The sequence below is a fragment of the Anaerocolumna sp. AGMB13025 genome (assembly GCF_029689925.1).
Taxonomy (GTDB): domain Bacteria; phylum Bacillota; class Clostridia; order Lachnospirales; family Lachnospiraceae; genus Anaerocolumna.
Genome location: NZ_CP121445.1, coordinates 3,673,452 through 3,698,110, shown reverse-complemented (window position 1 = coordinate 3,698,110; position 24,659 = coordinate 3,673,452). Strand labels below are relative to the sequence as shown.

The following is a 24,659-nucleotide window of genomic DNA, read 5'->3' as shown; positions in this document are numbered from 1 at the left end:
GGGAGGTATAGAATGGAAAGGCTTTTAAAATACAGACTCCAGTTTTTTGCGGAGGGTTCCGGGGGGGAGAAGACAGAGGATGCAACCTCCAAAAAATTAACCGATGCCAGAAGCGAGGGACAGGTTGCCAAAAGTACAGACCTCATAACTGCTTCAGCCTTATTAGGGTTATTTTTTGTACTAAAAACATTTGTAGGAACCATTGGAAACAATTTTATTAATATATTTATTAGAACGTATAACAGTATTGATGTTTACACCCGTAATGATTTTACACAGGCAACAGCACAACAGATTATGCGGGATAATACAATCGAGATTATAAAAATATCAATTCCCGTATTTATTTCAGCATTTGTAATTGCCTTTGTCACTAATATTTTTCAGGTAAAGTGGAAGATTACCGGCAAACCTCTGATGCCGAAGTTCAGTAAATTCAATCCCATTAAAGGATTTAAGAAAATCTTCTCAAAAGATAAACTTGTTGAACTATTAAAAGAAGTTGTAAAAATTGCTGTTATTATTTATCTTGCAAATAACACGCTGCAAAAGAATAAGGATATCTTGTCAAGGCTTTATGATATGGACCTGATTCCAGCAATATTATTAATCGGTAATATTGTAATTGATTTAGGGTATAAAATCAGCATAATATTCCTTTTTATCGGATTTGCAGATTATTTCTATCAAAAATTAAAATTCAAAAAAGATATGAAGATGACCAAACAAGAAGTGAAAGATGAATACAAACAGGCAGAAGGAGATCCTCAGATAAAAGGAAAGATTCGTGCAAAGATGAGGGAAGCTTCCCAGCGCAGAATGATGCAGCAGTTGCCGGAAGCGGATGTAGTTATAACAAACCCGACCCATTTTGCAGCTGCAATCAAATATGACAAAGAAGTATCCGACGCACCCATATTAATAGCAAAAGGTGCTGATTATCTGGCTCAGAAGATTAAAGAAGTAGCAAGGGAGAATAATATTCAAATAGTAGAAAATAAACCTCTTGCAAGAATGTTGTATTATAATGTAGAAATTGGAAATGAAATTCCGCCGGAACTCTATCAAATGACAGCAGAAGTTCTGGCTTATGTATATAATTTAAACAATCAGCAAGCATAAAAATGAAAGGGTAGCTTACTAGGGGGTAGTACTAATGAAAAAAACAGATTTAGCCGTCGGCTCGTATCTCTTGGCTGCAATTATCTTTCTAATTGTTCCAATCCCTTCCATATTATTGGATATATTGTTGGCTTTGAATATTTCTATTGCATTGGTGGTCTTATTTAATGCTCTATTTTCAAAGGAAGTCTTAAATATGGCATCCTTCCCAACCATATTACTGTTTACAACCGTATTCCGTATCTCATTAAATGTTTCTTCCACCAGACTAATCCTTACCACCGGGGAACCAGGTAATGTTGTAACGACCTTTGGTAAATTTGTAGGCGGCGGAGATCCAATTGTTGGTATTATTGTATTTATTATATTAATCATCGTTCAGTTTATGGTAATTAATAAAGGTTCGGAACGAGTTGCGGAAGTAACAGCCAGATTTACCCTGGATGCAATGCCGGGTAAGCAAATGGCTATTGATGCAGATCTTAATACCGGTGCCATTACAGATGCCCAGGCAAAGGAACGTCGTGAAAAAATACAGGAAGAATCCAGTTTCTTTGGTTCTATGGATGGTGCCACAAAGTACGTAAAAGGTGATGCCATAGCAGGTTTAATTATTACGGTAATAAATTTCGCTGGCGGTCTTATTATGGGCGTACTAAGAATGGGCATTCCGATGATGGAGGCTTTTGATAAATTCACCATTCTGACAATCGGTGATGGTCTTGTAAGCCAGATCCCCTCACTTTTAATATCCTTAGCAACCGGAATCCTTGTCACCAAGGTATCCAAGGAAGCAGACTTTGGAGACCTGCTTATAAAGCAGCTGTTTTCTATTCCAAAGGTTTTGTATATGGTTGGTGGTACCCTGATATTCCTTGGTATAGTAACACCCTTAAGTACTCTGGTATTCTGCGTTTATGGTGTGGTATTTATCATTACCGGAAGAGTCATGGCAGGTAGAATCGAAGTAGATAAAATTGAAGAACAGGCCTCCATGGAGGAAAGTGCAGGAGACGAAATCAGAAGACCTGAGAATGTGGTATCTTTATTGCAGGTTGATCCCATCGAACTGGAATTTGGATATGGTATTATTCCTTTAGCTGATGTAAATCAAGGCGGTGACCTTTTAGACAGGGTAGTTCTCATCAGAAGACAGGTTGCTTTGGAACTTGGCTGTGTAGTACCAATGATCCGTCTCAGGGACAATATCCAGCTTAATCCGAACCAGTATGTCATAAAAATCAAGGGAATTCCAGTTAGTGAAGGAGAAATCTTATTTGACCACTATATGGCTATGAATCCTGGATATGTAGAAGAAGAAATCACTGGTATACCTACCTTTGAACCCTCCTTCCATTTACCAGCCATCTGGATTACGGAAAGCCAGCGGGAGAGGGCTGAATCTTTGGGTTATACGGTAGTTGATCCGCCTTCCATTATAGCGACCCATTTAACTGAAATTATCCGAAGCCATATCCATGAGTTATTGACCAGACAGGATGTACAAAATCTTATTACCAATGTCCAGGAGGCCAATTCAACCCTTATTTCTGAGTTAGTACCGAAATTACTGGGTGTGGGTGAAATTCAAAAAGTACTACAAAACCTGTTAAAAGAAGGGATTTCCATAAGGGATTTAATTACAATTTTTGAAACCCTGGCGGATTATGCTTCAACGACAAGGGATACGGATGTCTTAACCGAATATGCTAGACAAAGTCTGAAACGAGCTATCTCAAACAAATATTTCCCGGCAGCGGAGACTACCAGTGTAGTTACACTGGATCCTAAAATCGAGCAGGAAATTATGGGCTCCGTGAAACAGACGGAACAAGGTGCATACCTTGCATTAGATCCGGATAAAACACAGACAATCATACATTCTGTGGAGGAAGAAATACAAAAATTAGAAAACATAGGCAAGAATCCAATTGTTATAACTTCTCCGATTGTAAGGATGTATTTTAAAAAGTTAACACAGGACTACTTTAGGGATTTAATTGTTATATCATATAATGAGATTGAATCTAATGTAGAATTACAATCGGTAGGGATGGTGACAGTATAGTGATTATCAAGAAGTTCCAGGCAGGTACGGAAACGGAAGCAATTATGCTTGCGAAAGAAGAATTAGGAAAAGATGCTATCGTAATGAATATAAAGACAGTGTCGCCCAAAGGAATTTATAAACTATTTAAAAAGGCTTCAGTGGAAGTAACAGCAGCGGTGGACGACAGTGCCCTGCAGCAGACAGCTGTAAAAAAAGAATTTACAATACCGGATAAAAGCAGTTATAAATCAAATTCAAATTTAATCTATGACAAAAGCGGAAGTACATTCCTAAGCATAGACAAAGAGAATGTAGAAGATAATAATGCTTTAGCCATTGAAAAAAAGTTAAATAGTTTACAGGACCTTTTGGAAAAACAGCTGAACGAGAAACGCCAGGAGGAGAAAGAAGTTAAAACGGCACCGGAAAAGAAAGAAGAGGATAAGAATCCTCCTTATGTCCAATTAATCTACAATCAGCTTGTACGTAATGAAATGGATGAAAAGTATGTTAATCAGATTTTAAGTGAAATCGAGGGTAAATTTAAAAAAGACATATCCATTGATAATGTACTTGCCAATGTGTATCAAAAAATCATTCTCAAACTTGGACAGCCTAAAACCATTGAATTAACTGAGGGTAAGACAAAACTGGTATTTTTTATCGGTCCGACTGGTGTTGGAAAAACTACAACCATTGCTAAAATTGCATCGAATTTAAAGCTCAATAGAAAAGCAAAGGTTGCTTTGTTGACCTCTGATACTTACCGTATCGCAGCGGTGGAACAGCTAAGAACCTATGCTAATATCCTTGGGGTTCCTATGAAAGTAATCTACACAGAAGAAGAAATTAAGGAAGCCAGAGAAGAATTTGGTGATTATGATGTAATTTTAATAGATACCGCCGGACGTTCTCATAAGAACAGAGAACAGCGGGATGATATTGAAAAATTAATGAATTCAGTAGAGGACGAAGAAAAGGAAATCTATCTGGTACTCAGTGCAACCACAAAATATAAAGATCTTATAAGGATTACGGAGTGTTATTCCGAAATAACGAATTATAGACTGATTTTTACAAAATTAGATGAAACAATTTCTGTCGGTAATATATTTAATATCAAAATGTTAACCAGTGCTGACCTGTCATATGCAACCTACGGACAAAATGTTCCCGATGATATACGTAAGATTGATACCCAGGAAACCGCTAAGAAGCTGTTAGGAGGCAATGATTAATGGATCAGGCAGAACAGTTGAGGAATATCATTAAAAAGCAAAGCCCCCAGAGAAAACTGGCCAGGGTAATAACGGTAACCAGCGGCAAAGGCGGAGTTGGAAAATCCAATATATCTGTTAATCTGGCAATACAGATGAGCAGGCTTGGCAAACGGGTGATTATTCTGGACGCCGATTTTGGACTGGCGAATGTTGAGGTTATGCTTGGAATCAGACCAAGGTATAGTCTGGCTGATCTGATGTTTCGGGGTAAGGAACTAAAAGATATTATAACAAAAGGTCCTGAAAATATCGGTTTTATCTCAGGTGGTTCCGGAATCCATGAATTAACCAATATATCAAAAAGCCAAATATTATTTTTGACACAGAAATTATATGAACTTGATCAACTGGCGGATGTAATAATTATTGATACAGGTGCAGGGATTACAGATAGTGTTCTGGAATTTGTTACTGCCAGTTCAGAAGTACTCTTGGTAGTCACTCCAGAGCCCACATCCATAACAGACGCCTATGCACTGCTAAAAACCCTTAATAGAAAGGGCGATTTTGTACCGGATAGCACAGTAATAAAAATGATTTCAAACCGGGTGGAATCCTATGAAGAAGCAAAGCAGTTATTTACAAAGTTAAATTTAGTGGTAGAAAAATTCCTTACGGTTAAGATGCAGTTCCTTGGAGCGATTCCTCAGGATGCCAATGTTACAAAAGCAGTGATGCAGCAGAAGCCGTATTCTACCTTATATCCCAATGCACCTTCTTCAAAAGCTATTTTTGAGCTGGCTAATATACTATGTAACAATGCTACACCGAAAGTTAACACAGTAAATGGAATAGCCGGTCTTTTTTCTAATTTGATCCGTTTAAAATTTAAAAAATAGTGGGATATGGAGGTTGTTATGGTAAGTGATATCGTTTCAATTGGTGATAAACTGGAATTAAAATCAATAAGGTTCAGCGCCAAAGAAATTGAAAATGAAAAGGTCTATAAAAGTCAGGTCTTAGACTTTATTGATGAAGATACAGCCAGTATTTTAATGCCTATTGAAGGAGGCAGAGTAATTCCTTTAACGATAGGCGATAAATACAATCTTTGTTTTTATACAAAAAAAGGTCTCTATCAGTGTAAATCGGTAATTACAGACCGTTCCAGAATCAATAATGTATTTGTCTTAACGGTGCAATTTACCTCTGAACTGGAGAAGTATCAGAGAAGACAGTATTATAGACTGAAATACTTACTGGAATTTAAATATAGTATCATAACGGATATGGAAATCTCCATTATGAATAAATTAAGAAATAACAATGCAAAAAAGGAAGAGGAAAAACAGGCTTTTCTTGATACGCTGGATTCAATTAAAAAAGAAATCTTATCTGGAACGATTTTAGATATCAGCGGTGGCGGAGCAAGATTTGTTTCCGGACATAATCATGAACATGGGATTATGATTCAGATGTTATTGGACTTTGATAATGGGCTGGGGGCAAAAAGTTTCCAGATCCAGGCAATCATTGTTTCATCAGATAAAATGATTAATCGACAGGGCTTTTATGAACATCGGGTTCAGTTTATAGATATGACAAAGGAAGAGAGAGAGGCTATCATCAAATTTATTTTTGAAGAGGAACGTCGACAAAGAAAAAAAGAAAAAGGATGAATTAAGTACAACGGAGGCGTAAAATGCAGAAAAAAGTTTTAATTGTTGATGACTCTGCACTCATGAGAAGGGTGCTCTCTGATATAATAAATTTAGATTCAAGGTTTCATGTTACAAAAGTAGCGACCAATGGATTGGAAGCCTTTAACCTCCTGGTTCAGGACCATGAAGTATATGATGCCATTATACTGGATATTAATATGCCCAAAATGAGCGGTCTTGAATTACTGGAACAATTAGAGAAAAATAAGGTGAAGGCAACCGTTATTATTGTCAGCACAGTGGCTAAGGAAGGTGCAAAAGAAACAATTCGTGCATTGGAATTAGGGGCATTTGATTTTGTAACTAAGCCGGACAGCTTCTTTGATGTAAAAAGTGATAATTTCAAAAATAATATTATTGACTGCCTGGTTGTCGCAACGAAATTATACCAGGAATCTTACAAAGAGCCGGCCAGTAAAGAACAGGCTGTCCTGTCAAAGATAAACCCAATTGAATCCTTAAAACAGCCGGTCATTCCTACCATAAAAGAGGACAGGCCAATCCGTAAAGTTCCTAATTCAAAAAAATTAGTGGCAATTGCCTGTTCAACCGGAGGACCGAAAGCTTTGCAACAGGTTATACCGCTGTTAACGGAAAACTTAGGCGTAAGTGTTCTGATTGTTCAGCATATGCCGGAAGGTTTTACTGCCTCATTAGCCAATCGCTTGAATGAGATGAGTAAAATAACAGTAAAGGAAGCGGAAGATAAGGAACTTATTAAAAGCGGAGTGGCATATATAGCAAAAGGCGGCAGTCAGATGCGGTTACTTCAGGACAAGAATGGCATGCAGCAATTATCAGTAACTGTGGAACCGGCAAGGAATGGACTTAAACCTTGTGCTGATATTATGTATGAGTCCTTAATGCAATCCGATTTTTCGGAAATTACCTGTGTAGTTTTAACAGGTATGGGCGGTGACGGAACAAAGGGAATTAAACAACTAAAAGAGAAAAAGAATATTTATGTGATAGCGCAGGATGAAGCCACCAGTACGGTATATGGTATGCCTAAAGTAGTTGCCGAGGCAGGGCTGGTGAATGAAATCCTTCCGTTAGGACAAATTGCAGGTGCTATCCTAAAGAACTTGGGGGTGCGTTAAGATGGACGTAAGTCAATATCTTGAGATTTTTATCGATGAAACAAAAGAACATTTACAGAGTTTGAATCAGCAATTATTAGTTTTGGAAACTGAACCTGAGAATTCAGAAACGATTAACGAAATTTTCCGTGCGGCTCATTCCTTAAAGGGAATGGCAGGTACCATGGGTTATAAGAGAATGCAGCGTTTAACCCACGATATGGAGAATGTTTTCTCTGAAATCAGAAATGGCAAAATGAGTGTGACTGCTGATCTTGTAGACGTCTTATTTAAAGGACTTGATGCACTGGAGGCATATTTGGCCAATATTCAGGAAAGTGCAGATGAAGGTACGGAAGATTATGAAGATATCATTAATCAGTTGAATAATATCTTAAATATCGGTCTTGGAAAAGAAACTGTAAAAGAAACGAAAAGCGAGCCAGCTGTAGTAAGTGTAAATTCAGGAGCAGCTGTTACTGCCGGCGCCTTAGAAAATACGGCTTTAAAATATAAGAATCTTACCATAGCCGATTATGAAAAAAGAGCCATTAATAAAGCGGAAGGCATGGGAATTGGCGCTTATGGCATAACAGTTTTTATCCAGGAGTACTGTATATTAAAGGCCGCCAGGGCATTTTTGGTTTTTAAAGCGTTGGAAGAACTGGGTGATGTTATTAAATCACAACCGGAAGTTCAAGACATCGAAGATGAGAAGTTCGAACTTGACTTTAGTGTAATTATACTGACCAAAGCGAGCATAGAAAAAATCAAAGATACCATTATGAATGTATCCGAAGTTAAAGATGTAGTTATTGAGAAAATCGATGTAGATAAAAACGAAATTATAGATACAGCAGAAGACATAAGTAACGATTCTGATACCAAGAAAGAGAATGGAACCAACACTACCGTTTCAGCAGCTAAAACCGCTACGGCTGCCGCAAAACAGCAGACTGCCAAACCAGTAGTAAACCGTTCTGTCCGTGTTGATATCGAAAAACTGGATGTATTGATGAATCTGGTTAGTGAGTTGATTATAGCTAAAAATGGACTGGTTTCCATTAGTGCCACCGACAAAAACAGTAAAAATGAGTCCGGTTTTAATGAGCAGATTGAATATTTGGAACGTGTAACCACCAATCTCCACGAATCTGTTATGAAAGTTCGAATGGTGCCTATTGAAAGCGTTGTTAACCGTTTCCCCAGAATGATCCGTGATTTATCCAAGAAACTGGATAAAAAGATGGAACTATACATGACCGGTGAAGAAACGGAACTTGACCGTACGGTTATCGATGAGATCGGGGACCCATTAATGCACTTGCTGCGTAATGCTGCCGACCATGGACTCGAAAGCAATGAAGAACGTATTGCAGCGGGTAAACCAGCAGTTGGTTCCATATACCTGGATGCATATCAGGATGGTAACAATGTTGTTATTGAAGTCAGAGATGACGGTGCAGGTATCAATGTTGACAAAGTTAAGAAAAAAGCGGTAGAAAAAGGAACGATTACAGCAGAACAGGCAGAGTTTATGACTGACAAAGAAATTATTGACTTGTTGTTCAGACCTAGTTTTTCTACAGCGGAAGTAATTTCAGATGTATCCGGACGGGGTGTTGGTCTTGATGTCGTTAAGACAAAGATTGAAGCACTGGGCGGAGATATTGAAGCTAAGACTAAATTAGGAGGAGGCAGTAATTTTATTATCCGCCTGCCCCTTACCCTTGCTATTATCCAGGCTCTTATGGTTGAACTGGGACCTGAAAAATACGCAATTCCGTTAGGAAGTATACAGACCATCGAAGATGTTATGACTTCAGATATTAAATATGTTCATTCCAAAGAAGTCATTAACCTTAGAGGAACTGTTATCCCGCTGATCCGCTTGGATGAAATGTTAGAAGTCCCTGAAACAGATACACAACCCGATAACCTTACCGTTGTTATCGTATCAAAAGGTGACAGATTAGCCGGAATTGTAGTAGATAACTTAATCGGTCAGCAGGAAATCGTAATTAAGTCCATCGGTAAATACATAAATAACAATAAGATTATTGGCGGTGCAACCATTCTTGGTGATGGCGAAGTTGCCCTGATTCTTGATGTTAATACTTTAGTCTAGGGGGTGGAAAGCTATGGAGGCAAATTTAATTGATACAAAACAATATATCGTAGTTAAAGTAGGGATTGAACAATATGGTATTGATATAAAATATGTAGACAATATCGTCAGAATGCAGAGAATTACCAGAGTGCCTAAAGCTCAGTCCTTTTTTAAGGGTGTAATCAATTTAAGAGGTGAAATTATACCTGTAATGAGTATGCGGTTGAAGTTTGGACTGGAAGATGATGTTATGACCAATGCCACCAGAATCATTATTATCAAATTAGAGCCACAATCAGCAGTCGGAATTATTGTGGATGAGGTTAAGGAAGTTGTTACTTTAGACGATACAATGATTGAGAAAGTAACCAATAGCGCGGTAGAAGATAAGAATGGTTATTTGAGCGGAATTGGAAAACATAAGGACGGATTAATATCTCTGTTAAATATTTCCGGAGTAATCATTGAAAAAGAAACAGTTTAAGGAGTGCTGCCAGTGTCAAATATAAACTTGGATCAAATTGATAGCATGCAGTTTGATGTACTGAAAGAAATCGGTAACATCGGTGCAGGGAATGCCACAACAGCACTTTCAACAATGATAAACGGCAAAGTGGATATGAAGGTTCCAAAGGTGGCATTACTAGAATTTAAAGAGCTTCCTGATATGGTTGGCGGAGCAGAGAACATTGTTGTCGGTATATTGATTACCCTGGAAGGGGAAATTAATGGTATGATGATGTTTATGATGGAGCAAAAGTCTGCTTATCATCTGGTTAATCTTTTAATGGGTAAGTCCATGGAGGAGGAAGCTTTCACTGAACTGGAATTCTCTGCCTTAAAAGAAATCGGCAATATAATAGCCGGAGCTTATTTGTCATCTTTGTCAACACTGATTAATATACGAATTGATGCCAGTGTTCCTTATATGTCTATTGATATGGCTGGTGCTATTTTAAGTGTTCCTGCTATTGAATTCGGAAAAGTTGGTGATAAAGCTCTGATAATTGAAACACAGTTCAGTAAAGACGATTCTGATGTAAATGGTTATTTCATATTAATCCCTACGATAGAATCATATAGTGTTATATTGACATCGCTAGGATTATAGGTGGGATTATGAGTGTAATGATAAAAGTTGGAATGGCAGACTTAAATGTCTGCTCTTCGCCCGATGCGCTGACTACGCTGGGGCTCGGTTCCTGTGTCGGCATTGTATTATATGATTCATACAGTAAAACTGCTGGAATGGTTCATGTCATGCTGCCTGATAGTACTAAGATTAAGAATAATGAGAATGTAGCGAAATTTGCTGATACAGGAATAGATGCCTTAATTAAAAAATTATTAGGGATTGGAGCGAACAGAAACCGGTTAATCGCAAAGATCGCAGGCGGAGCTCAAATGTTTGCTTTCAGTTCAAATAATGATATGCTTCGGATTGGAGAACGTAATACGGAAGCAAGCAAATCTAAATTACAGTCCTTAGGTATACATATTATTGCGGAAGATACTGGACTGGATTATGGCCGAACAATAGAATTTTATCCGGAAACTGGGCAGCTGCATATTAAATCGGTTGGAAAGCCTTTAAAGATTATGTAATTCAGATAATGTAAGGGTAATTAAAACACTACCGGATTTTGACGTATATCTGATAATTTCAATGAAGAAGGTGACGATATGAGAGAAAGATATATAGCTCCTGCAATAATGCTGGTAGCAGGTGCAATAACAAGTATATTAAATATTGTACAAGAGATAGACTTCTTAAAAGGTCTGGAACGGTTACTAATTGTACTTATTGCGTTTTATATAATCGGAAGAATAGCAGCTAAAGTAATTAAAAAAGCGACAGCTACTGTTAATAAGCCTTCTCAGGAAGAGGAAAAACCTTCATTGGAAGTGGACAGCAATACGGAAGAAGAACTTATCACCAAGGATACAGCAGAAGTTAATAATGAGTAAACTCATGAAACAAAAGGAGCACTATTATGAATGCGGAATGCAGAGCTAAACTTTGGGAGGATTATAGTAAGTATAAAACAACCGAAAGTCGCGAAAAAATCATAATTGAATATGCTGGTTTAGTGAAAATAGTGGCAGGACGTTTAAGCATGTATTTAGGCTATAATGTTGAATATGACGATTTAGTCGGATACGGAATATTCGGTCTGATCGATGCTGTTGATAAATTTGATTATACCAAGGGTGTTAAATTTGAAACCTATGCAAGTTTTCGTATACGCGGCGCTATTTTGGACGAAATCCGTAAAATGGACTGGATCCCCAGGACACTGAGACAGAAACAGAGAAAACTCGATGCTGCATTTCAAAAAATTGAAGCCGAACAAGGCAGGATGGCAACGGATGAAGAGGTTGCAAAAGAATTAGAAATTTCCATGGAAGAGTTAGATACCTGGCAGAGTCAGACTAAAGTATCGAGTCTCCTTTCTTTAGATGAATATATGGAGCAAGGCAGTGAGGTCAAGATGGAATCCAGCCTCAGTGCGCAATATGAGACACCGGAACGCATTGTTGAAAAACAGGAATTAAAAGAGATATTATTTAAAACCTTAGATTCTTTGACGGAAAAGGAAAAAAGAGTTATTACTCTTTATTATTATGAAGATTTAACTTTAAAAGAAATCAGCTCTATTTTAGAAGTATCTGAATCAAGAATTTCGCAGCTTCATACAAAAGCTTTACAGAAAATGAAAATGAAGCTGGGTAATAATATAGATATTTTAGTAAGCATTTAAGGGAGGGGGAAGCTTATGGATAATCGAAACAGTTTTTTTAGTCTTGTTATTAAGCAGGATGGAACATACTTAAAGCTGTTTCCGGCACAAGGAAGCGGAAAGCAGGTTAGCTATGATGAAATCAATACTTATTTGGCAGACAAAAGAATTTACGATTATGATATCAAAGCTTTAGGCCATGCAATCACTGCTTTAAAAGATCAACCGATGGAGGTTAAATTAACACCAATAACAATACAACCAGAGAATGAATGTGTAAGGGTAATTATTTCTCAGGATAAGATGCATGCAATCGGCAGATTTTATCCACCGTCCAATGGGGGACAGATGATGACGGACACAGAAATAATTAACAGTCTGGCTAAAGAGGGAATTAAATACGGCATAGTGAAAAGCAGCCTTGATTCTTTTTTAACCAACCGCAGGTATTGTGAGGACTTTATACTTGCCAGAGGAACAAATCCGGTTGAGGGGAAAGATGCTATTATTACCTATAATTTTAATACGGATAACAGTTTAAAGCCTAAATTAAATGAAGACGGGACCGTAGATTTTCACAAGTTAGATACCATCAGCGCCATTAATAAGGGAGATATTTTAGCAACCTTAAGCCCGGCAGTACAAGGAAAACCCGGCATGGATGTATGCGGTATCGCATCAGTTCCGAAAAAGGTAGTAAACCGAATCCTAAAACACGGACGAGACATCCATCTGTCCGAAGATGGATTAACCATGTATTCCGATGTCAGCGGACATGCAGTATTAACTGACGGTAAGGTCTTTGTAGCAAATACATATGAAGTATTGGCAGATGTGGATGCTTCTACCGGAGATATTGTCTATGAAGGCAATGTTACGGTGAAAGGGAATGTCAATACAGGCTATTCCATTTCAGCCAAGGGGGATATTATAGTAAATGGTGTTGTTGAAGGTGCATCTTTGGTTGCCGGCGGTCAGATTATTCTAAAGCGGGGCATGCAGGGTATGAGCAAAGGAAAGATGGAAGCTGGAAGCAATATTATTACTAAATTTATTGAAAATGCACAGGTAAAGGCCGGAGGCTATATAACCACAGAAGCAATCCTGCATAGCAGAGTATCAGCCAAAGGGGATATTGTTGTTGGAGGTAAAAAAGGGTTTATTACTGGCGGTGAAATACGCTCAGGTTCAACCATAACGGTTAAAAATGCCGGATCCACTATGGGCACAAGTACCATTTTGGAAGTGGGAATTGATCCAGGGATTATAGAGGAATACCGCAGTCTGGAAAAAAGTATAATGAATATGAATAATGATATGGAAAAATTATTACCTATTCTGGAAGCCTATAAGAAAAAATTAAACCTTGGTGAAAAGCTTTCACAGGATAAACTGGATTATATTAGATTAGCTACGGAAAACTGTTTGGCTTTACGGAACAAAATTAAAGAGTCAAGCAGTCGGTATGAACAGCTCCACGTTGAAATGAACAACAGCGACGGAGGCAGTATCAAAGTGGAGAATATAGCATATCCGGGTGTTAAAATTGTTATATCAAATGTAAATTATTTTGTGCGAAGCGAAATACATTATTCCAAATTCGTACGTGACAGAGCGGATATTAAGATTGTAGGATTATAAAGGAGGAATATCGATGCCGATTACACCGATAGAAATTGCAACGATGGCTCCAAAATCTCAGGAAGCTTCTATTTATAAACATCAGGAAAGCCAAAAGCCTTTAAATGAGCAGATCGTTCTAGGTCAGCAATTAAACAGCCATATTAAACAGGAAAGCCAGCAGACTGTTAAGACGATAAAAAGTGAAAATAAAGAATACCGATATGATGCAAAGGAAAAAGGTAATACTTCTTATACCGGTTCGAAGCAAAATAAGAAGAAAAAAGAGAAAGAAGCAGCTCCTAAAGATAACTATCGATCTGGTTCTATAGACATTAAAATATAGCAGGAGAAAAACGAATGACACCTTTAGTAATAATTTTACTCGTTATAGGAGCAGGAATCCTGATATTTAGTTGTTTCCTGGTAGAAAAGAATAATTCGGAAGTATTTTCTGACATGGCACTGCAGAGAGAATTAAATATAACGGAAATTAACGGCATAAAGACTAAGGTTGAGGCTGTTATTTCAGAATTATCTGAGGAAGCTGTGTTAAAAACGGAAGATAGGTTAAGCCAGATTACCAATGAAAAAATTATAGCTGTAAATGATTTTTCTAATCAGGTAATCGAAAAAATCAGTCAGAATCATGAAGAAGTAGTATTCTTATATAATATGCTGAATGAAAAAGAGACAGAAATTAAAGAGACTGTTAGAAGCTTTGATAAGATCAAAAAGCAGTCGTTTGAAAACGTAAAGCCGGTACCACAAGCCGAAACAAGAAGAACGGGTACGGATAGCAAAAAAAACGTCAATGGTCTTACTGCCGAGTCAGGAAATGTGGATGAGATTTCAGAGCAGATGAATAATCATAATCAAAAAATCCTCGAATTGTATTCACAAGGTTTTTCTATAATAGACATATCCAGGACCTTAGAACTTGGTCAGGGAGAAGTTAAGCTTGTAATTGATCTGTTTAAAGAGAAGTAAGTCCGATTCAATGTCGAGAATACATCATAGCAGCAGCTTAATTAATTCAATCGAAGAAAATTGAAAGGCATGTGTTTATATGAAACTTAAGTATTATTTAAGAGGCGTGGGTACAGGGATTTTGTTCGCTACCGTTATTTTATCCGTGTCCTACCATGTGACCTCTAAAGCAAAGCTTTCTGATGCAGAAATCATTAAAAGAGCAGAAGAACTTGGTATGGTAAAAGAAAGTGATATCAATCTTGAGGATTTAGTGGCTCCAACTGCGGCACCGACTAAAGAACCGACTGAAAGTCCAACTGCAGCGCCAACCAAGCAGCCCACAGATGAAGAAAGTACAGATCAGACAGATACGTTGACTCCAACACCTGAAGCTGGGAATGAACCATCCTCCGTACCTGCCGATGAGCCTGTGAATGCACCCGAGGAATCAGATACTTCTTCGGGGACACCAGAGGCGGATAATCAAACGGAGACGAAGCTTGTTACATTTGAAATCGTAACAGGTATGACCTCCGAGGATGTATCAAAGCTGTTAAAAGAAAAGGGTGTTATTGAAGATGCAAGAGCTTTCAACCAATATTTAAAGCAGAATGATTATACGACCAGTATTAATATTGGAGATTTTGAAATTGAACGGTTTGCATCTTACCAGGATATTGCCGATGCAATAGTTAGTAAGTAAGTATAGTAATGAAATTCCCAGCAAATAATTTGAGGTACTGAATTATTTGCTTTTTTGTTTGAAAAACTAATAACAGTTTTTCAATAACTTGATTAGAAGGTATGCTAGGCACACAGGCGGGAGTTAAATTGAAAAACAGAAAGCAGTTTTTCAATATCCTGATTAGAAGGTGTGCTAGGCACACAGCGGGAGTTAAATTGAAAAACAGAAAGCAGTTTTTCAATATCCTGATTAGAAGGTGTGCTAGGCACACAGGCGGGAGTTAAATTGAAAAACAAAAAGCAGTTTTTCAATATCCTGATTAGAAGGTGTGCTAGGCACACAGCGGGAGTTTAAGTTGATGAGTAATAGTGTGAAGAGAGGTTTTATACCAACGGATGCAAAGGAATTTAATGAAGAGAGTCTTAATACCTTGATAAAGGCCCAAAAGGATCTTTTGTACTTGATGGAGCAGGGGTATCCGATTAAAAGTGCATCTACTTTTGTAGGAAATCACTATATGATATCCGAAAGGCAGCGTCTTGCACTTTCCCGGGCAACTACTATTCCGGAAATCGTTGAGCTTAGAAGAAAAAAGCAAGTAATAGGGAAAACAGATAATCAAACCTTATACCTGGATGGATTAAATCTTATCATTACACTGGAAGTGGCCTTATCCGGGTCCGTATTGATTCATTGTATGGATGGAACCATCAGGGATCTGGCAGGACTTAGGGGTACTTACCGCCTAATTGATAAAACTGATCTGGCTATTAACCTAATTGGTAAGAGACTTAATCAGATGAATATAGATACAGCTCACTTTTACCTGGATTCCCCGGTATCGAATACGGGTAGGTTAAAACAGAGAATTTGTGAATTATTAGCTGGATATTCTTTTCATACGATTGTTGAACTTGTGAATAATGCAGATGTAATGTTAGAAAATAAAAGTAATGTAATCTCCAGTGATGCCATCATATTAAATAAATGTACCAGTTGGATTAATCTGGCGGCAGAAATAATGAATGACAGCATCAAAGATACCTTTCTAGTGGATTTGAGGTTAATGAATGCAACTTAAGGTCTTAATAAGGGATTGCAATAGAAAATTGATATAGAATAATTTGCAAGAGAATTGGTATAGAAATTATACAATAGAGACTTGATATAGAATAATATGCAACAGAAAATAAAAAATATGCAATAGCAAATTGGTATATAAAATATACAATAGCAAATTGGTATAGAATAATATGTAATAGAAAATTTGTAAAAGAATAATATGCAATAGAATATTGGTATAGGATAATATACAGTAAAATTGTAGCGAATAAAATGTAACAAAAAAGAGGGCTGACTCAATCAGCCCCCGTAAGTTTAAAATTATAGATAAGTTACCCCTGATCATTATGGGCACCAAAGTGCGGAGAAAGGTTATGAAAAACTTTTTCTCAACAACTGCTTAAAGGAAAAATCAGATTATTTTTTAAGTTCCTGTTTTCCGGTTACTTTACTGGCATCATCCATCTTAAAGGTATCTTGCAGATCTTTTGAATCAAAATATAAATTACCGTCTATCGTTGCATCTATCAACTCAAAATTGTTTGCACTAACATAAACATCACCTTTGAAGGTTCCGTGCTGTATACTGGCCATGGGACTGTTAATTGTTAATTTTGGAGCAGTTAACGTATATCTTGCAGTTATATTACGGTTCTCATCCTGGGAGTAAAAGGCTAATTTACGCTGTATAATGTCTTTTCCGTTATCGTCTTTCTTACCGTTCTTAAATTCACCGTCCAAGGTAAGATCCTTATTAATTGTCATATCTTTTAAAATAGCAATAATCCAGGTACCATCTTTACTGATTGCTTTCATGAAAGCATCCTCGGTATTTACGATGGAAGCAGTTGTTACTACGTCTGCGGTATCTCCTGTAGTATCCGTAGTATCAGCAGTATTTGAAGTATCAGTGGTATTTGAAGTATCAGTGGTATTGGATGTATCTGTCGTATCGGTTGAAGTGTCCGTCGTTGAAGTGTCCGTCGTTGAAGTATCCGTTGTTTGACCAGTAGTATCATTTTTTTTGCCGCATCCTGCAAGTAATGCAGTGAATAATAATAAAGTTAAGAACAAGATTTTAAATTTCATTGATAAAACTCCTCCTTATATAGGTAGTGAAATAACTTTTATTCATTTAATTATTACCCTAAAAATTTTTATTTATACTTTGATATTATTTAATGTTAAACCAGTATTATCATAAGGGTTTCCTTTACGGCTAAAGGAATGTATCATTTCCTTTTTTGAAATTAACTCTTGGAACGTTTGACTTGTGTACTGTGTTCCGAGATCACTGTGTAGTATAATGCCTTTTGTGCTTTTTACATTTAAGTAGGCATTTTCTAGTGATTTAACAACTAATTCTGCAGTCATTGAGGTTCCATATGTATAGCCAATAATCTTTTTACTATAGAGATCCATGACAGAGGCTAGGTAGGTCCAACCATCTTTAAGAGTATGAATATAATTGGTACAAATGAAATTGCCACATATGATATTGAAAGAAATTTATTTATTGTAAAAAAATAACCGATAATAAATAATAGCTAGAACATATGTAAGTATCAAGTATGAAAGCGCCAAAACATATATATTTGTACAAATAGACAATTATTTATACTGAAATCTTTGTGTTTCAATTTCATTATCTTCAAGAATTAATAGATCATCTGCATTATATTTAACTTGTCTTATTTTACATTAAGATGTATAATTGTGGTAATAATAGATGAGGGGTATGTGGGTAATGAAAAGTAGTTTAAGATTACAATCAGTTTTTGCAGTATTATTAATTATAACTTTTTTGGTATCAGTCTTTGTTCCTTTAAATGTAAATACTGCTAGTGCAGCAACAGTTAGCATTAATAAGAAGAATGCAACAATAAGTCAAGGCGATACACTGCAATTAAAAATTTCAGGAACGAAATCAAAGGTTATTTGGTCGACAAATAATAAAAAGATTGCAACAGTTACTTCTACAGGAAAAGTGTACGGTGTAAAATCAGGTACTGCTTTTATAACTGCAAAATTGGGTAATAAAAGCTATACATGTAGAGTTCTAGTGGCATTTCCAACCTTAGAAAAATCTCAGTTTACATTAAAATATAATAAGAAGAAACAGATAATTATAAGAAATTTACCAAAACAATTTAATGAAAATGATATAAAATGGATATCTGATAATCCTGATGTAGTTTTTGTTGACACTAAGGGAAATGTGACTGCATTAGCCGAAGGATATGCAAATATTAGAGTAGTATTTGGAAAAACTACATTAAGATGTAGTATAAAAGTTCCTGTATTAAATGATCAAGAAAAACAAGAAAAGCAAAAAGAAGATCAAGTAAAATATCAAGATTTTATGAGCAAACTAGACTATGAACATGGTGAATTCAATAATAAAGAAGTATATATTATTAAAAACAATATTACTAGCGTTAAAGTTGATTATCAACTAGAATTTTATGATTTAAATGATAATTTGATATCAGTATCTACACAAGGTTATATGCAGTTACCTAAAGGAAAAGAAAAAATTATTTACATAGATAAACCAGAAAAGGATTACAAATATTATAAATTTAGGTACAATAATATTAGAGCTATGGAAAACTCAAATACAATTGAAGATATTTCAGACAAGATTAACGTAAGTACCTCTGAACTCTATGATTATAGATACACTTATTATGGTAATATTTCTGATACAGTTAAATTATTTGATTTAGTCGTAAATAATCAATCAAATAACAGGATATCATTTAGTGCTGATGTTATATTTTACAAAGATAATAAAATTGTTAATATAAAAAATTTCATGATGAATAGCTTAGATGTGGGTACTACTATAATTAAAAGCTCTGATCTTCAACTTCCATTTAAAATCTATTCACCGGAATATGATAATTATAGAGTGATTTACAATATAAAGTGAACTGTTTAAATTTAGCTTTTTCTTTATCTGGGCATTACAGTATCTTGCTTTAAGAGATGTGATATATCAATTAGATATACAGGGAAAAACTACGATTACACCTGATGGTAGAGAAGAGTTAATGAAAAATTTTTAAAACAAACTATTCTTATTGTCTGTATAACTATGTGAGCCACTTAAACCCATTCAACGGTAAATTCTATACATCTAACTATAAACGTCTTAAAATGGCTCAAATATTAATAAAATAATTAAGTCCCCGGCTATGTTAGTCAGGGACTTTAGTATTTTAAAATTACATTCGGTGATGTTGGCTCCGAAGAGAATATCGGATACCTAAAAACAATATTATAGAATATCAGTCAAGATAGTTAAGTTTATGTTATTATTAAAGTAACAATTTTGACAGTAGGCTATAGAAAGGAGATAATATGACGGGAAGTCTACAGGAAAAAAACAACAAATTTTTTTATGGTACTCAATTATAACATTAGACATATGTTAGAAATCGGTTAGAAAAAACTCTATTAAAACTCATTGAATCTTTTGTATTTCTTGATATCTACATAATAAAAAAAGTTCCCGAAATTCTTAACTTACAAGAATTTCAGAAACTAAGCAATTAATGCGGATAGAGGGACTCGAACCCTCACAAGGTCACCCTTGGCAGATTTTGAGTCTGCTGCGTCTGCCATTCCGCCACATCCGCATGAACCAGCGAAGACTATTCTAACATAATTGATACTATAATGCAAGTCCAAAAATAAAAGAAATGAAAAAAATTCAATAATATCTAGATTTTAGAATTTTTGTAACAGAAAGCCAATATAAACAAAAAAAGAGAATCCGATAAAATGCAAAAGATTAGTTGAAACATTGCTTAAAAAAGGGTAAAATGAATTATTAACGGATACAATATTTACTAGTTGTATGCCCAGGAGGATATTTATGAATTGCATTGAAATACAAAGGCTTATTGTGCCGTTTATAAATGATGAACTAAATATGGAACAATTAGAAGAATTCATCCATCACGTTCATTCGTGTCCTAACTGCATGGAAGAACTGGAAGTATATTATGTACTTTTAGCAGGTATGAAGCAATTAGATGAGGATAAAGAACTTTCTACGAATTTTAACCAGGATTTAAAGGATTTGCTGAGTTTGTCGGAAGACCGTATTGTCCATAATAAGTTCTTACATATCAGAAAACGGATCGTATTGATTATTTTGATAACTCTGGTGGCAATCGTTTCAAGTTTCCGTATCGGTGAGTTTGTTGTAGAAGATGTACTAAATGGTGATAAGAAAAGCGACTTTCTATTAGATAATGTTTTTATGGCTAATAACCCGGTATCCTTTGATACTACAGCATTGGGGGCTGGTAATAACAGATTGAACGGTATGATAGTAAACAATTTAGCAGATATTTATATCTATCTTAAAATGAATGACCCTAAGGGGGCTAAACTTATGAAAGAAAAGTTCGGAGACCGTATTTGGGAGAATACCACAGTATCAAAAAGTGTAGGAATGAAAATTAATATAAATGATTGGATCATATTTGATTATTAAACAGAAGTTAGGAGAAAACCAAATTGAAAAAAATAGTATTAATAGACGGACACAGCATATTAAACCGTGCCTTTTATGGACTTCCCGATTTGACTAATTCCGAGGGAACCCATACGAATGCAATATTGGGATTTTTAAATATTATGTTTAAAATTCTGGACGAGGAAAAACCGGAATACTTAACAGTTGCCTTTGACGTACATCAGCCCACCTTCCGTCATGAAATGTTTGAACAGTATAAAGGAACAAGGAAATCCATGCCGGACGAACTCAGGGAACAAGTACCTATTATGAAGGAAGTACTTCGCGCCATGGGTATTACCATTATGGAAAAGCCTGGATTTGAGGCAGATGATGTCCTTGGTACCATTGCAACCTCCTGCGAACAGGAGGGATTTTTGGTATCCCTGGTATCCGGTGACAGGGATTTGCTCCAGCTTGCCAGTGACAAAATTAAAATCCGTATACCAAAAACCAAAAAGGGCGGTACAGAAATAGAGAACTATAACACACAGGATGTAATAGCAGCTTACGGGGTAACCCCAAAGCAATTTATTGACTTAAAGGGTCTTATGGGAGATACCTCCGATAATATCCCCGGTGTACCGGGGATTGGTGAAAAGACTGCTTCTAAAATTATAGCAGCCTATGACTCCATTGAAAATGCCTATGAACATATAGATGAAATCGGACCGGCAAAGGCGAAGGAAGCCTTAAAAAACAACCATGACCTGGCGGTTTTAAGTAAAGCCTTAGCAACTATTAAGACAGATTGCGAAATAGACTTTAACTTAGAAACTGCTGTACTTGGAAACCTTTATAATGAAGGCGCATATTCCTTCTTTAAAAAGCTTGAATTTAAAAGTCTGTTAAACCGTTTCCAACTGGAAGTTACCCACTATGACAGTATAGAAGATCATTTTAAACTAATCTCAGAGCTTAATGAGGCAGAAACGATATTTCATAAGTTGTTAAAGCAGGCGGCTAACGAGACGGTGGCAGGGGTCCGGTTCATAACAGAAGCTGAGAAGGTATTGGGACTATCCTTAACCTTTGGAGACAAAGATATCTATTTTATCCAGACAGAAGGTTTGATAACCCCGGATTATTTAAAAGACAAGGTTACTGAATTACTAAATTTAAAGATTACGCTGGCTGTAATAAATCTTAAGCCCCAGCTTCCATATATTGAGGCAAGTGAAAAAAGCAGGGTATTTGATGAAGGAATTGCAGCTTACCTTTTAAATCCGTTAAATGATTCTTATGATTATGACGATATCGCAAGAGACTATTTAAAAATGACCATTCCTTCTATGAGTGACTTATTTGGTAAAGGAACCCTTTGTTTGGCCAGAGAAGAGAAAGAAAATGAGTTTAAAGCTTACTGCTGTTATCAAAGTTATGTTGCCTATAAGGCCTATGAAAAATTGACGGAGACCTTAAAACAGGCGGAGATGTTTGAGCTGTTTGATTCCGTAGAAATGCCCCTTGTGTACACCCTGTATGATATGGAAACCCGTGGTATCCGTGTGAATAAAGAGGCACTGAAAGAATATGGTGATAAGCTTTCGGTGGGAATTAAGGAGCTGGAAGTAAAAATATATGAACAAGTCGGAGAAACGTTTAATATTAACTCCCCGAAACAGCTAGGGGTCATTTTATTTGATAAACTCCGTCTGCCCTATGGGAAGAAGACGAAAACCGGATACTCTACGTCCGCAGATATATTAGATAAATTAGCAAATGAACATCCTGTGGTCAGTATGATTTTAGAGTACAGGCAGATTACCAAGTTAAAATCTACTTATGCCGATGGGTTAGCAGGTTATATAGGAGAGGATGGAAGAATCCATGGTAAATTCCATCAGACGATAGCAGCCACCGGACGGTTAAGCAGTACGGAACCAAATCTCCAGAATATTCCCATACGTATGGAATTAGGCAGGGAAATCAGAAAGGTATTTATTCCGGAGGAGGATTATGTGTTTTTAGACGCTGATTATTCCCAAATTGAACTCAGAGTTCTTGCTCATATGTCAGGTGATCAAAGATTAATCGATGCGTACAGACAGGCTCAGGACATTCACCGTATTACGGCCTCTCAGGTATTCCATACCCCTCTGGAGGAAGTTAGTTCCTTGCAGAGGAGTAATGCTAAAGCTGTCAATTTCGGAATTGTATATGGAATCAGTTCTTTTGGTTTAGGACAGGGTTTAAATATATCCAGAAAGGAAGCTGAAGATTATATTAGCCGATATTTTGAAACTTATCCCAGGGTAAAACAATACCTGGATGACCTGGTATTAAACGGAAAAACCTTAGGATATGTTACCTCCTATTTTGGCAGAAGAAGACCGATTCCAGAACTTAGTTCCTCAAACTTTATGCAGCGTTCCTTTGGAGAGAGAGTAGCTATGAATTCGCCCATACAGGGTACCGCAGCCGATATTATTAAGATAGCCATGATCCGTGTCAATGAACGGTTAAAAGACTTAAAGTTACGTTCCAGACTGATACTTCAGATTCATGATGAATTATTAATTGAAACCCATAAAGAAGAAATAGAACAAGTAAGTGCAATCTTAAGGGAAGAGATGCTAAAGGCAGCTGATATGAGTGTACCGCTGGAGGTTGAGGTAAAGACCGGATCAAACTGGTACGAAGCGAAATAAATCGGCAGCTGTATACAGGCAGGTTAACCCCATGGAAGGAAAATAAAGTGCAGAGAAAAAGCGGCTGTACACCTCCATTGTTTAACAGGTGCAAAGCGAAACCTTAACGGAAAGGTTGAGATATTATATCAATGGAAAGGATGCTGCAAAATGATTTTTATAACATAGCTTTTTTTGCAGCAATATCGCAAGAGAGTTTTGCGATATTCAATGGGTATATAGATGAAAGTAATTGGAATAACCGGCGGTATTGGAAGCGGTAAGTCTTTAGTATCAGATATTATGAGAGATACCTTTCATGCCTATCTCATTAATACGGATCAGATCGCCCATAAATTCATGGAAAAAGGAGAAGTCTCCTATCGGCTTATTGTGGAGTATTTCGGTGAAGAAATATTAAGTCCCTCGGGAGAAATAGACCGTGGGGTCTTAGGAAAGATCGTATACAAGGATGAGGATAAACTGCTTAAATTAAATTCCTTTTCCCATCCTTATGTGATGGAGTATGTAAGAAATTTAATTACGGAAAAGAAAAAAGAAAAGATCGAATTGATTTGTGTGGAAACAGCCTTACCCATTCAGGCTGGTCTAAAAGATTTCTGTGATGCCATCTGGTATGTATATGCACCAGAGGGGGTAAGACGGGAGCGTCTAAAACAGTCAAGGAATTATGATGAACAAAAGATGAATGAGATATTTAAAAATCAAATCAGTGATTTCGAATATCGTAACGCCAGTACCCATGTTATCATAAATGACTATCCCATTGAAAAAATAAAGGAACAGATTCAGATTTTGCTAGAGAATTACGAAAAATTATAATATAATGGAATTAAAACAAGACACGTTTCTGTTCTTTTATATTAAAGCAGTAACGGGAGTTATTCCCTGTCATTGTAATAGATAAATAAGATAGGTAATATAAACAAAATAATATATAAATGTACCCTAGTAGTGGATAGTTTAGCTGATCAGTTAAATAGCACAGATAACAAATTAAGATAGATTATCTAAAAGTAAGTATATATGAGTTGCAAGTTTAGTTTTACTATAAGTGTAGAATAGTTATTGTTCAGTATTAACCGCCAGGTTGGC

The 24,659-nt window shown here is 36.4% G+C and carries 22 protein-coding genes, 1 tRNA gene and 1 pseudogene; 21 read left to right on the top strand and 3 right to left on the bottom strand.

Annotation, left to right across the window (positions count from 1 at the left end):
• Positions 1-12: 12 nt before the first annotated feature.
• From flhB to QA584_RS15130, 17 genes are all read left to right on the top strand, one after another.
• Positions 13-1,122 carry a flagellar biosynthesis protein FlhB gene (gene flhB / locus QA584_RS15210; protein WP_278269895.1) on the top strand — a complete coding sequence of 370 codons (1,110 nt, stop codon included), beginning with the start codon at positions 13-15 and terminating at the stop codon, positions 1,120-1,122.
• Positions 1,123-1,156: 34 nt separating this feature from the next.
• On the top strand, positions 1,157-3,190 hold the full coding sequence (gene flhA / locus QA584_RS15205) for a flagellar biosynthesis protein FlhA (RefSeq protein ID WP_278269894.1): 2,034 nt from the start codon (positions 1,157-1,159) through the stop codon (positions 3,188-3,190).
• A complete protein-coding gene (gene flhF / locus QA584_RS15200; RefSeq protein ID WP_278269893.1) occupies positions 3,190-4,410 on the top strand; it encodes a flagellar biosynthesis protein FlhF in 1,221 nt (406 codons plus the stop codon). The genes flhA and flhF overlap by 1 nt, the downstream gene beginning before the upstream one ends.
• Positions 4,410-5,291: a MinD/ParA family protein gene (locus tag QA584_RS15195; RefSeq protein WP_278269892.1), complete on the top strand. Its 882-nt coding sequence runs from the start codon at positions 4,410-4,412 to the stop codon at positions 5,289-5,291. Before flhF ends, QA584_RS15195 begins: the two co-directional genes overlap by 1 nt.
• Before the next feature lie 18 nt (positions 5,292-5,309).
• Positions 5,310-6,071, top strand: a complete 762-nt coding sequence (locus QA584_RS15190; RefSeq protein ID WP_278269891.1) for a flagellar brake protein — start codon at positions 5,310-5,312, stop codon at positions 6,069-6,071.
• 23 nt (positions 6,072-6,094) lie between these two features.
• Complete coding sequence (cheB, locus tag QA584_RS15185; protein ID WP_278269890.1) at positions 6,095-7,213, top strand: chemotaxis-specific protein-glutamate methyltransferase CheB; 1,119 nt, start codon at positions 6,095-6,097, stop codon at positions 7,211-7,213.
• A gap of 1 nt (position 7,214) precedes the next feature.
• Complete coding sequence (locus QA584_RS15180) at positions 7,215-9,320, top strand: chemotaxis protein CheA (RefSeq protein ID WP_278269889.1); 2,106 nt, start codon at positions 7,215-7,217, stop codon at positions 9,318-9,320.
• Positions 9,321-9,333: 13 nt separating this feature from the next.
• Positions 9,334-9,786 carry a chemotaxis protein CheW gene (locus QA584_RS15175; protein WP_278269888.1) on the top strand — a complete coding sequence of 151 codons (453 nt, stop codon included), beginning with the start codon at positions 9,334-9,336 and terminating at the stop codon, positions 9,784-9,786.
• A gap of 12 nt (positions 9,787-9,798) precedes the next feature.
• Entirely contained in the window at positions 9,799-10,413 is a 615-nt protein-coding gene (locus QA584_RS15170; RefSeq protein ID WP_278269887.1) for a chemotaxis protein CheC, read from the top strand.
• Positions 10,414-10,421: 8 nt separating this feature from the next.
• Positions 10,422-10,907, top strand: a complete 486-nt coding sequence (locus tag QA584_RS15165; RefSeq protein ID WP_278269886.1) for a chemotaxis protein CheD — start codon at positions 10,422-10,424, stop codon at positions 10,905-10,907.
• A 78-nt stretch (positions 10,908-10,985) separates the two neighbouring features.
• The gene (locus QA584_RS15160) at positions 10,986-11,270 is read left to right on the top strand and encodes a hypothetical protein (RefSeq protein ID WP_278269884.1); all 285 of its coding nucleotides are present in this window, start codon (positions 10,986-10,988) and stop codon (positions 11,268-11,270) included.
• 26 nt (positions 11,271-11,296) lie between these two features.
• Positions 11,297-12,064 carry a FliA/WhiG family RNA polymerase sigma factor gene (locus QA584_RS15155; RefSeq protein ID WP_278269883.1) on the top strand — a complete coding sequence of 256 codons (768 nt, stop codon included), beginning with the start codon at positions 11,297-11,299 and terminating at the stop codon, positions 12,062-12,064.
• Between the two features lie 15 nt (positions 12,065-12,079).
• Positions 12,080-13,684 carry a DUF342 domain-containing protein gene (locus QA584_RS15150; RefSeq protein WP_278269882.1) on the top strand — a complete coding sequence of 535 codons (1,605 nt, stop codon included), beginning with the start codon at positions 12,080-12,082 and terminating at the stop codon, positions 13,682-13,684.
• Between the two features lie 13 nt (positions 13,685-13,697).
• Positions 13,698-14,009, top strand: a complete 312-nt coding sequence (locus tag QA584_RS15145; RefSeq protein ID WP_278269881.1) for a hypothetical protein — start codon at positions 13,698-13,700, stop codon at positions 14,007-14,009.
• 14 nt (positions 14,010-14,023) lie between these two features.
• On the top strand, positions 14,024-14,653 hold the full coding sequence (locus QA584_RS15140) for a DUF6115 domain-containing protein (RefSeq protein ID WP_278269880.1): 630 nt from the start codon (positions 14,024-14,026) through the stop codon (positions 14,651-14,653).
• Between the two features lie 79 nt (positions 14,654-14,732).
• Positions 14,733-15,338 carry a PT domain-containing protein gene (locus QA584_RS15135; RefSeq protein WP_278269879.1) on the top strand — a complete coding sequence of 202 codons (606 nt, stop codon included), beginning with the start codon at positions 14,733-14,735 and terminating at the stop codon, positions 15,336-15,338.
• Positions 15,339-15,678: 340 nt separating this feature from the next.
• A complete protein-coding gene (locus QA584_RS15130; RefSeq protein WP_278269878.1) occupies positions 15,679-16,401 on the top strand; it encodes a DUF434 domain-containing protein in 723 nt (240 codons plus the stop codon).
• A 398-nt stretch (positions 16,402-16,799) separates the two neighbouring features.
• On the opposite strand, the gene QA584_RS15125 is transcribed toward QA584_RS15130, so the two are convergent.
• Together QA584_RS15125 and QA584_RS15120 are read right to left on the bottom strand one after the other, a co-directional pair.
• Positions 16,800-17,471 carry a hypothetical protein gene (locus tag QA584_RS15125; RefSeq protein WP_278269877.1) on the bottom strand — a complete coding sequence of 224 codons (672 nt, stop codon included), beginning with the start codon at positions 17,469-17,471 and terminating at the stop codon, positions 16,800-16,802.
• Between the two features lie 105 nt (positions 17,472-17,576).
• Positions 17,577-17,849, bottom strand: a pseudogene (locus tag QA584_RS15120) (transposase); the annotation flags it as partial.
• 280 nt (positions 17,850-18,129) lie between these two features.
• Here QA584_RS15120 and QA584_RS15115 point away from each other — a divergent pair.
• Entirely contained in the window at positions 18,130-19,317 is a 1,188-nt protein-coding gene (locus tag QA584_RS15115; RefSeq protein WP_278269876.1) for an Ig-like domain-containing protein, read from the top strand.
• A 626-nt stretch (positions 19,318-19,943) separates the two neighbouring features.
• Here the strand turns inward: QA584_RS15115 and QA584_RS15110 are convergent.
• Positions 19,944-20,026: transfer RNA gene (locus QA584_RS15110), tRNA-Leu, on the bottom strand.
• Between the two features lie 239 nt (positions 20,027-20,265).
• Between QA584_RS15110 and QA584_RS15105 the strand changes: the two genes are divergently transcribed.
• The 3 genes from QA584_RS15105 to coaE all read left to right on the top strand — a co-directional run bounded on the left by QA584_RS15105 (position 20,266) and on the right by coaE (position 24,386).
• A complete protein-coding gene (locus QA584_RS15105) occupies positions 20,266-20,892 on the top strand; it encodes an anti-sigma factor family protein (RefSeq protein WP_278269875.1) in 627 nt (208 codons plus the stop codon).
• A gap of 23 nt (positions 20,893-20,915) precedes the next feature.
• The gene (polA, locus tag QA584_RS15100) at positions 20,916-23,564 is read left to right on the top strand and encodes a DNA polymerase I (protein ID WP_278269874.1); all 2,649 of its coding nucleotides are present in this window, start codon (positions 20,916-20,918) and stop codon (positions 23,562-23,564) included.
• A gap of 222 nt (positions 23,565-23,786) precedes the next feature.
• Complete coding sequence (coaE, locus tag QA584_RS15095; protein ID WP_278269873.1) at positions 23,787-24,386, top strand: dephospho-CoA kinase; 600 nt, start codon at positions 23,787-23,789, stop codon at positions 24,384-24,386.
• Positions 24,387-24,659 lie beyond the last annotated feature (273 nt).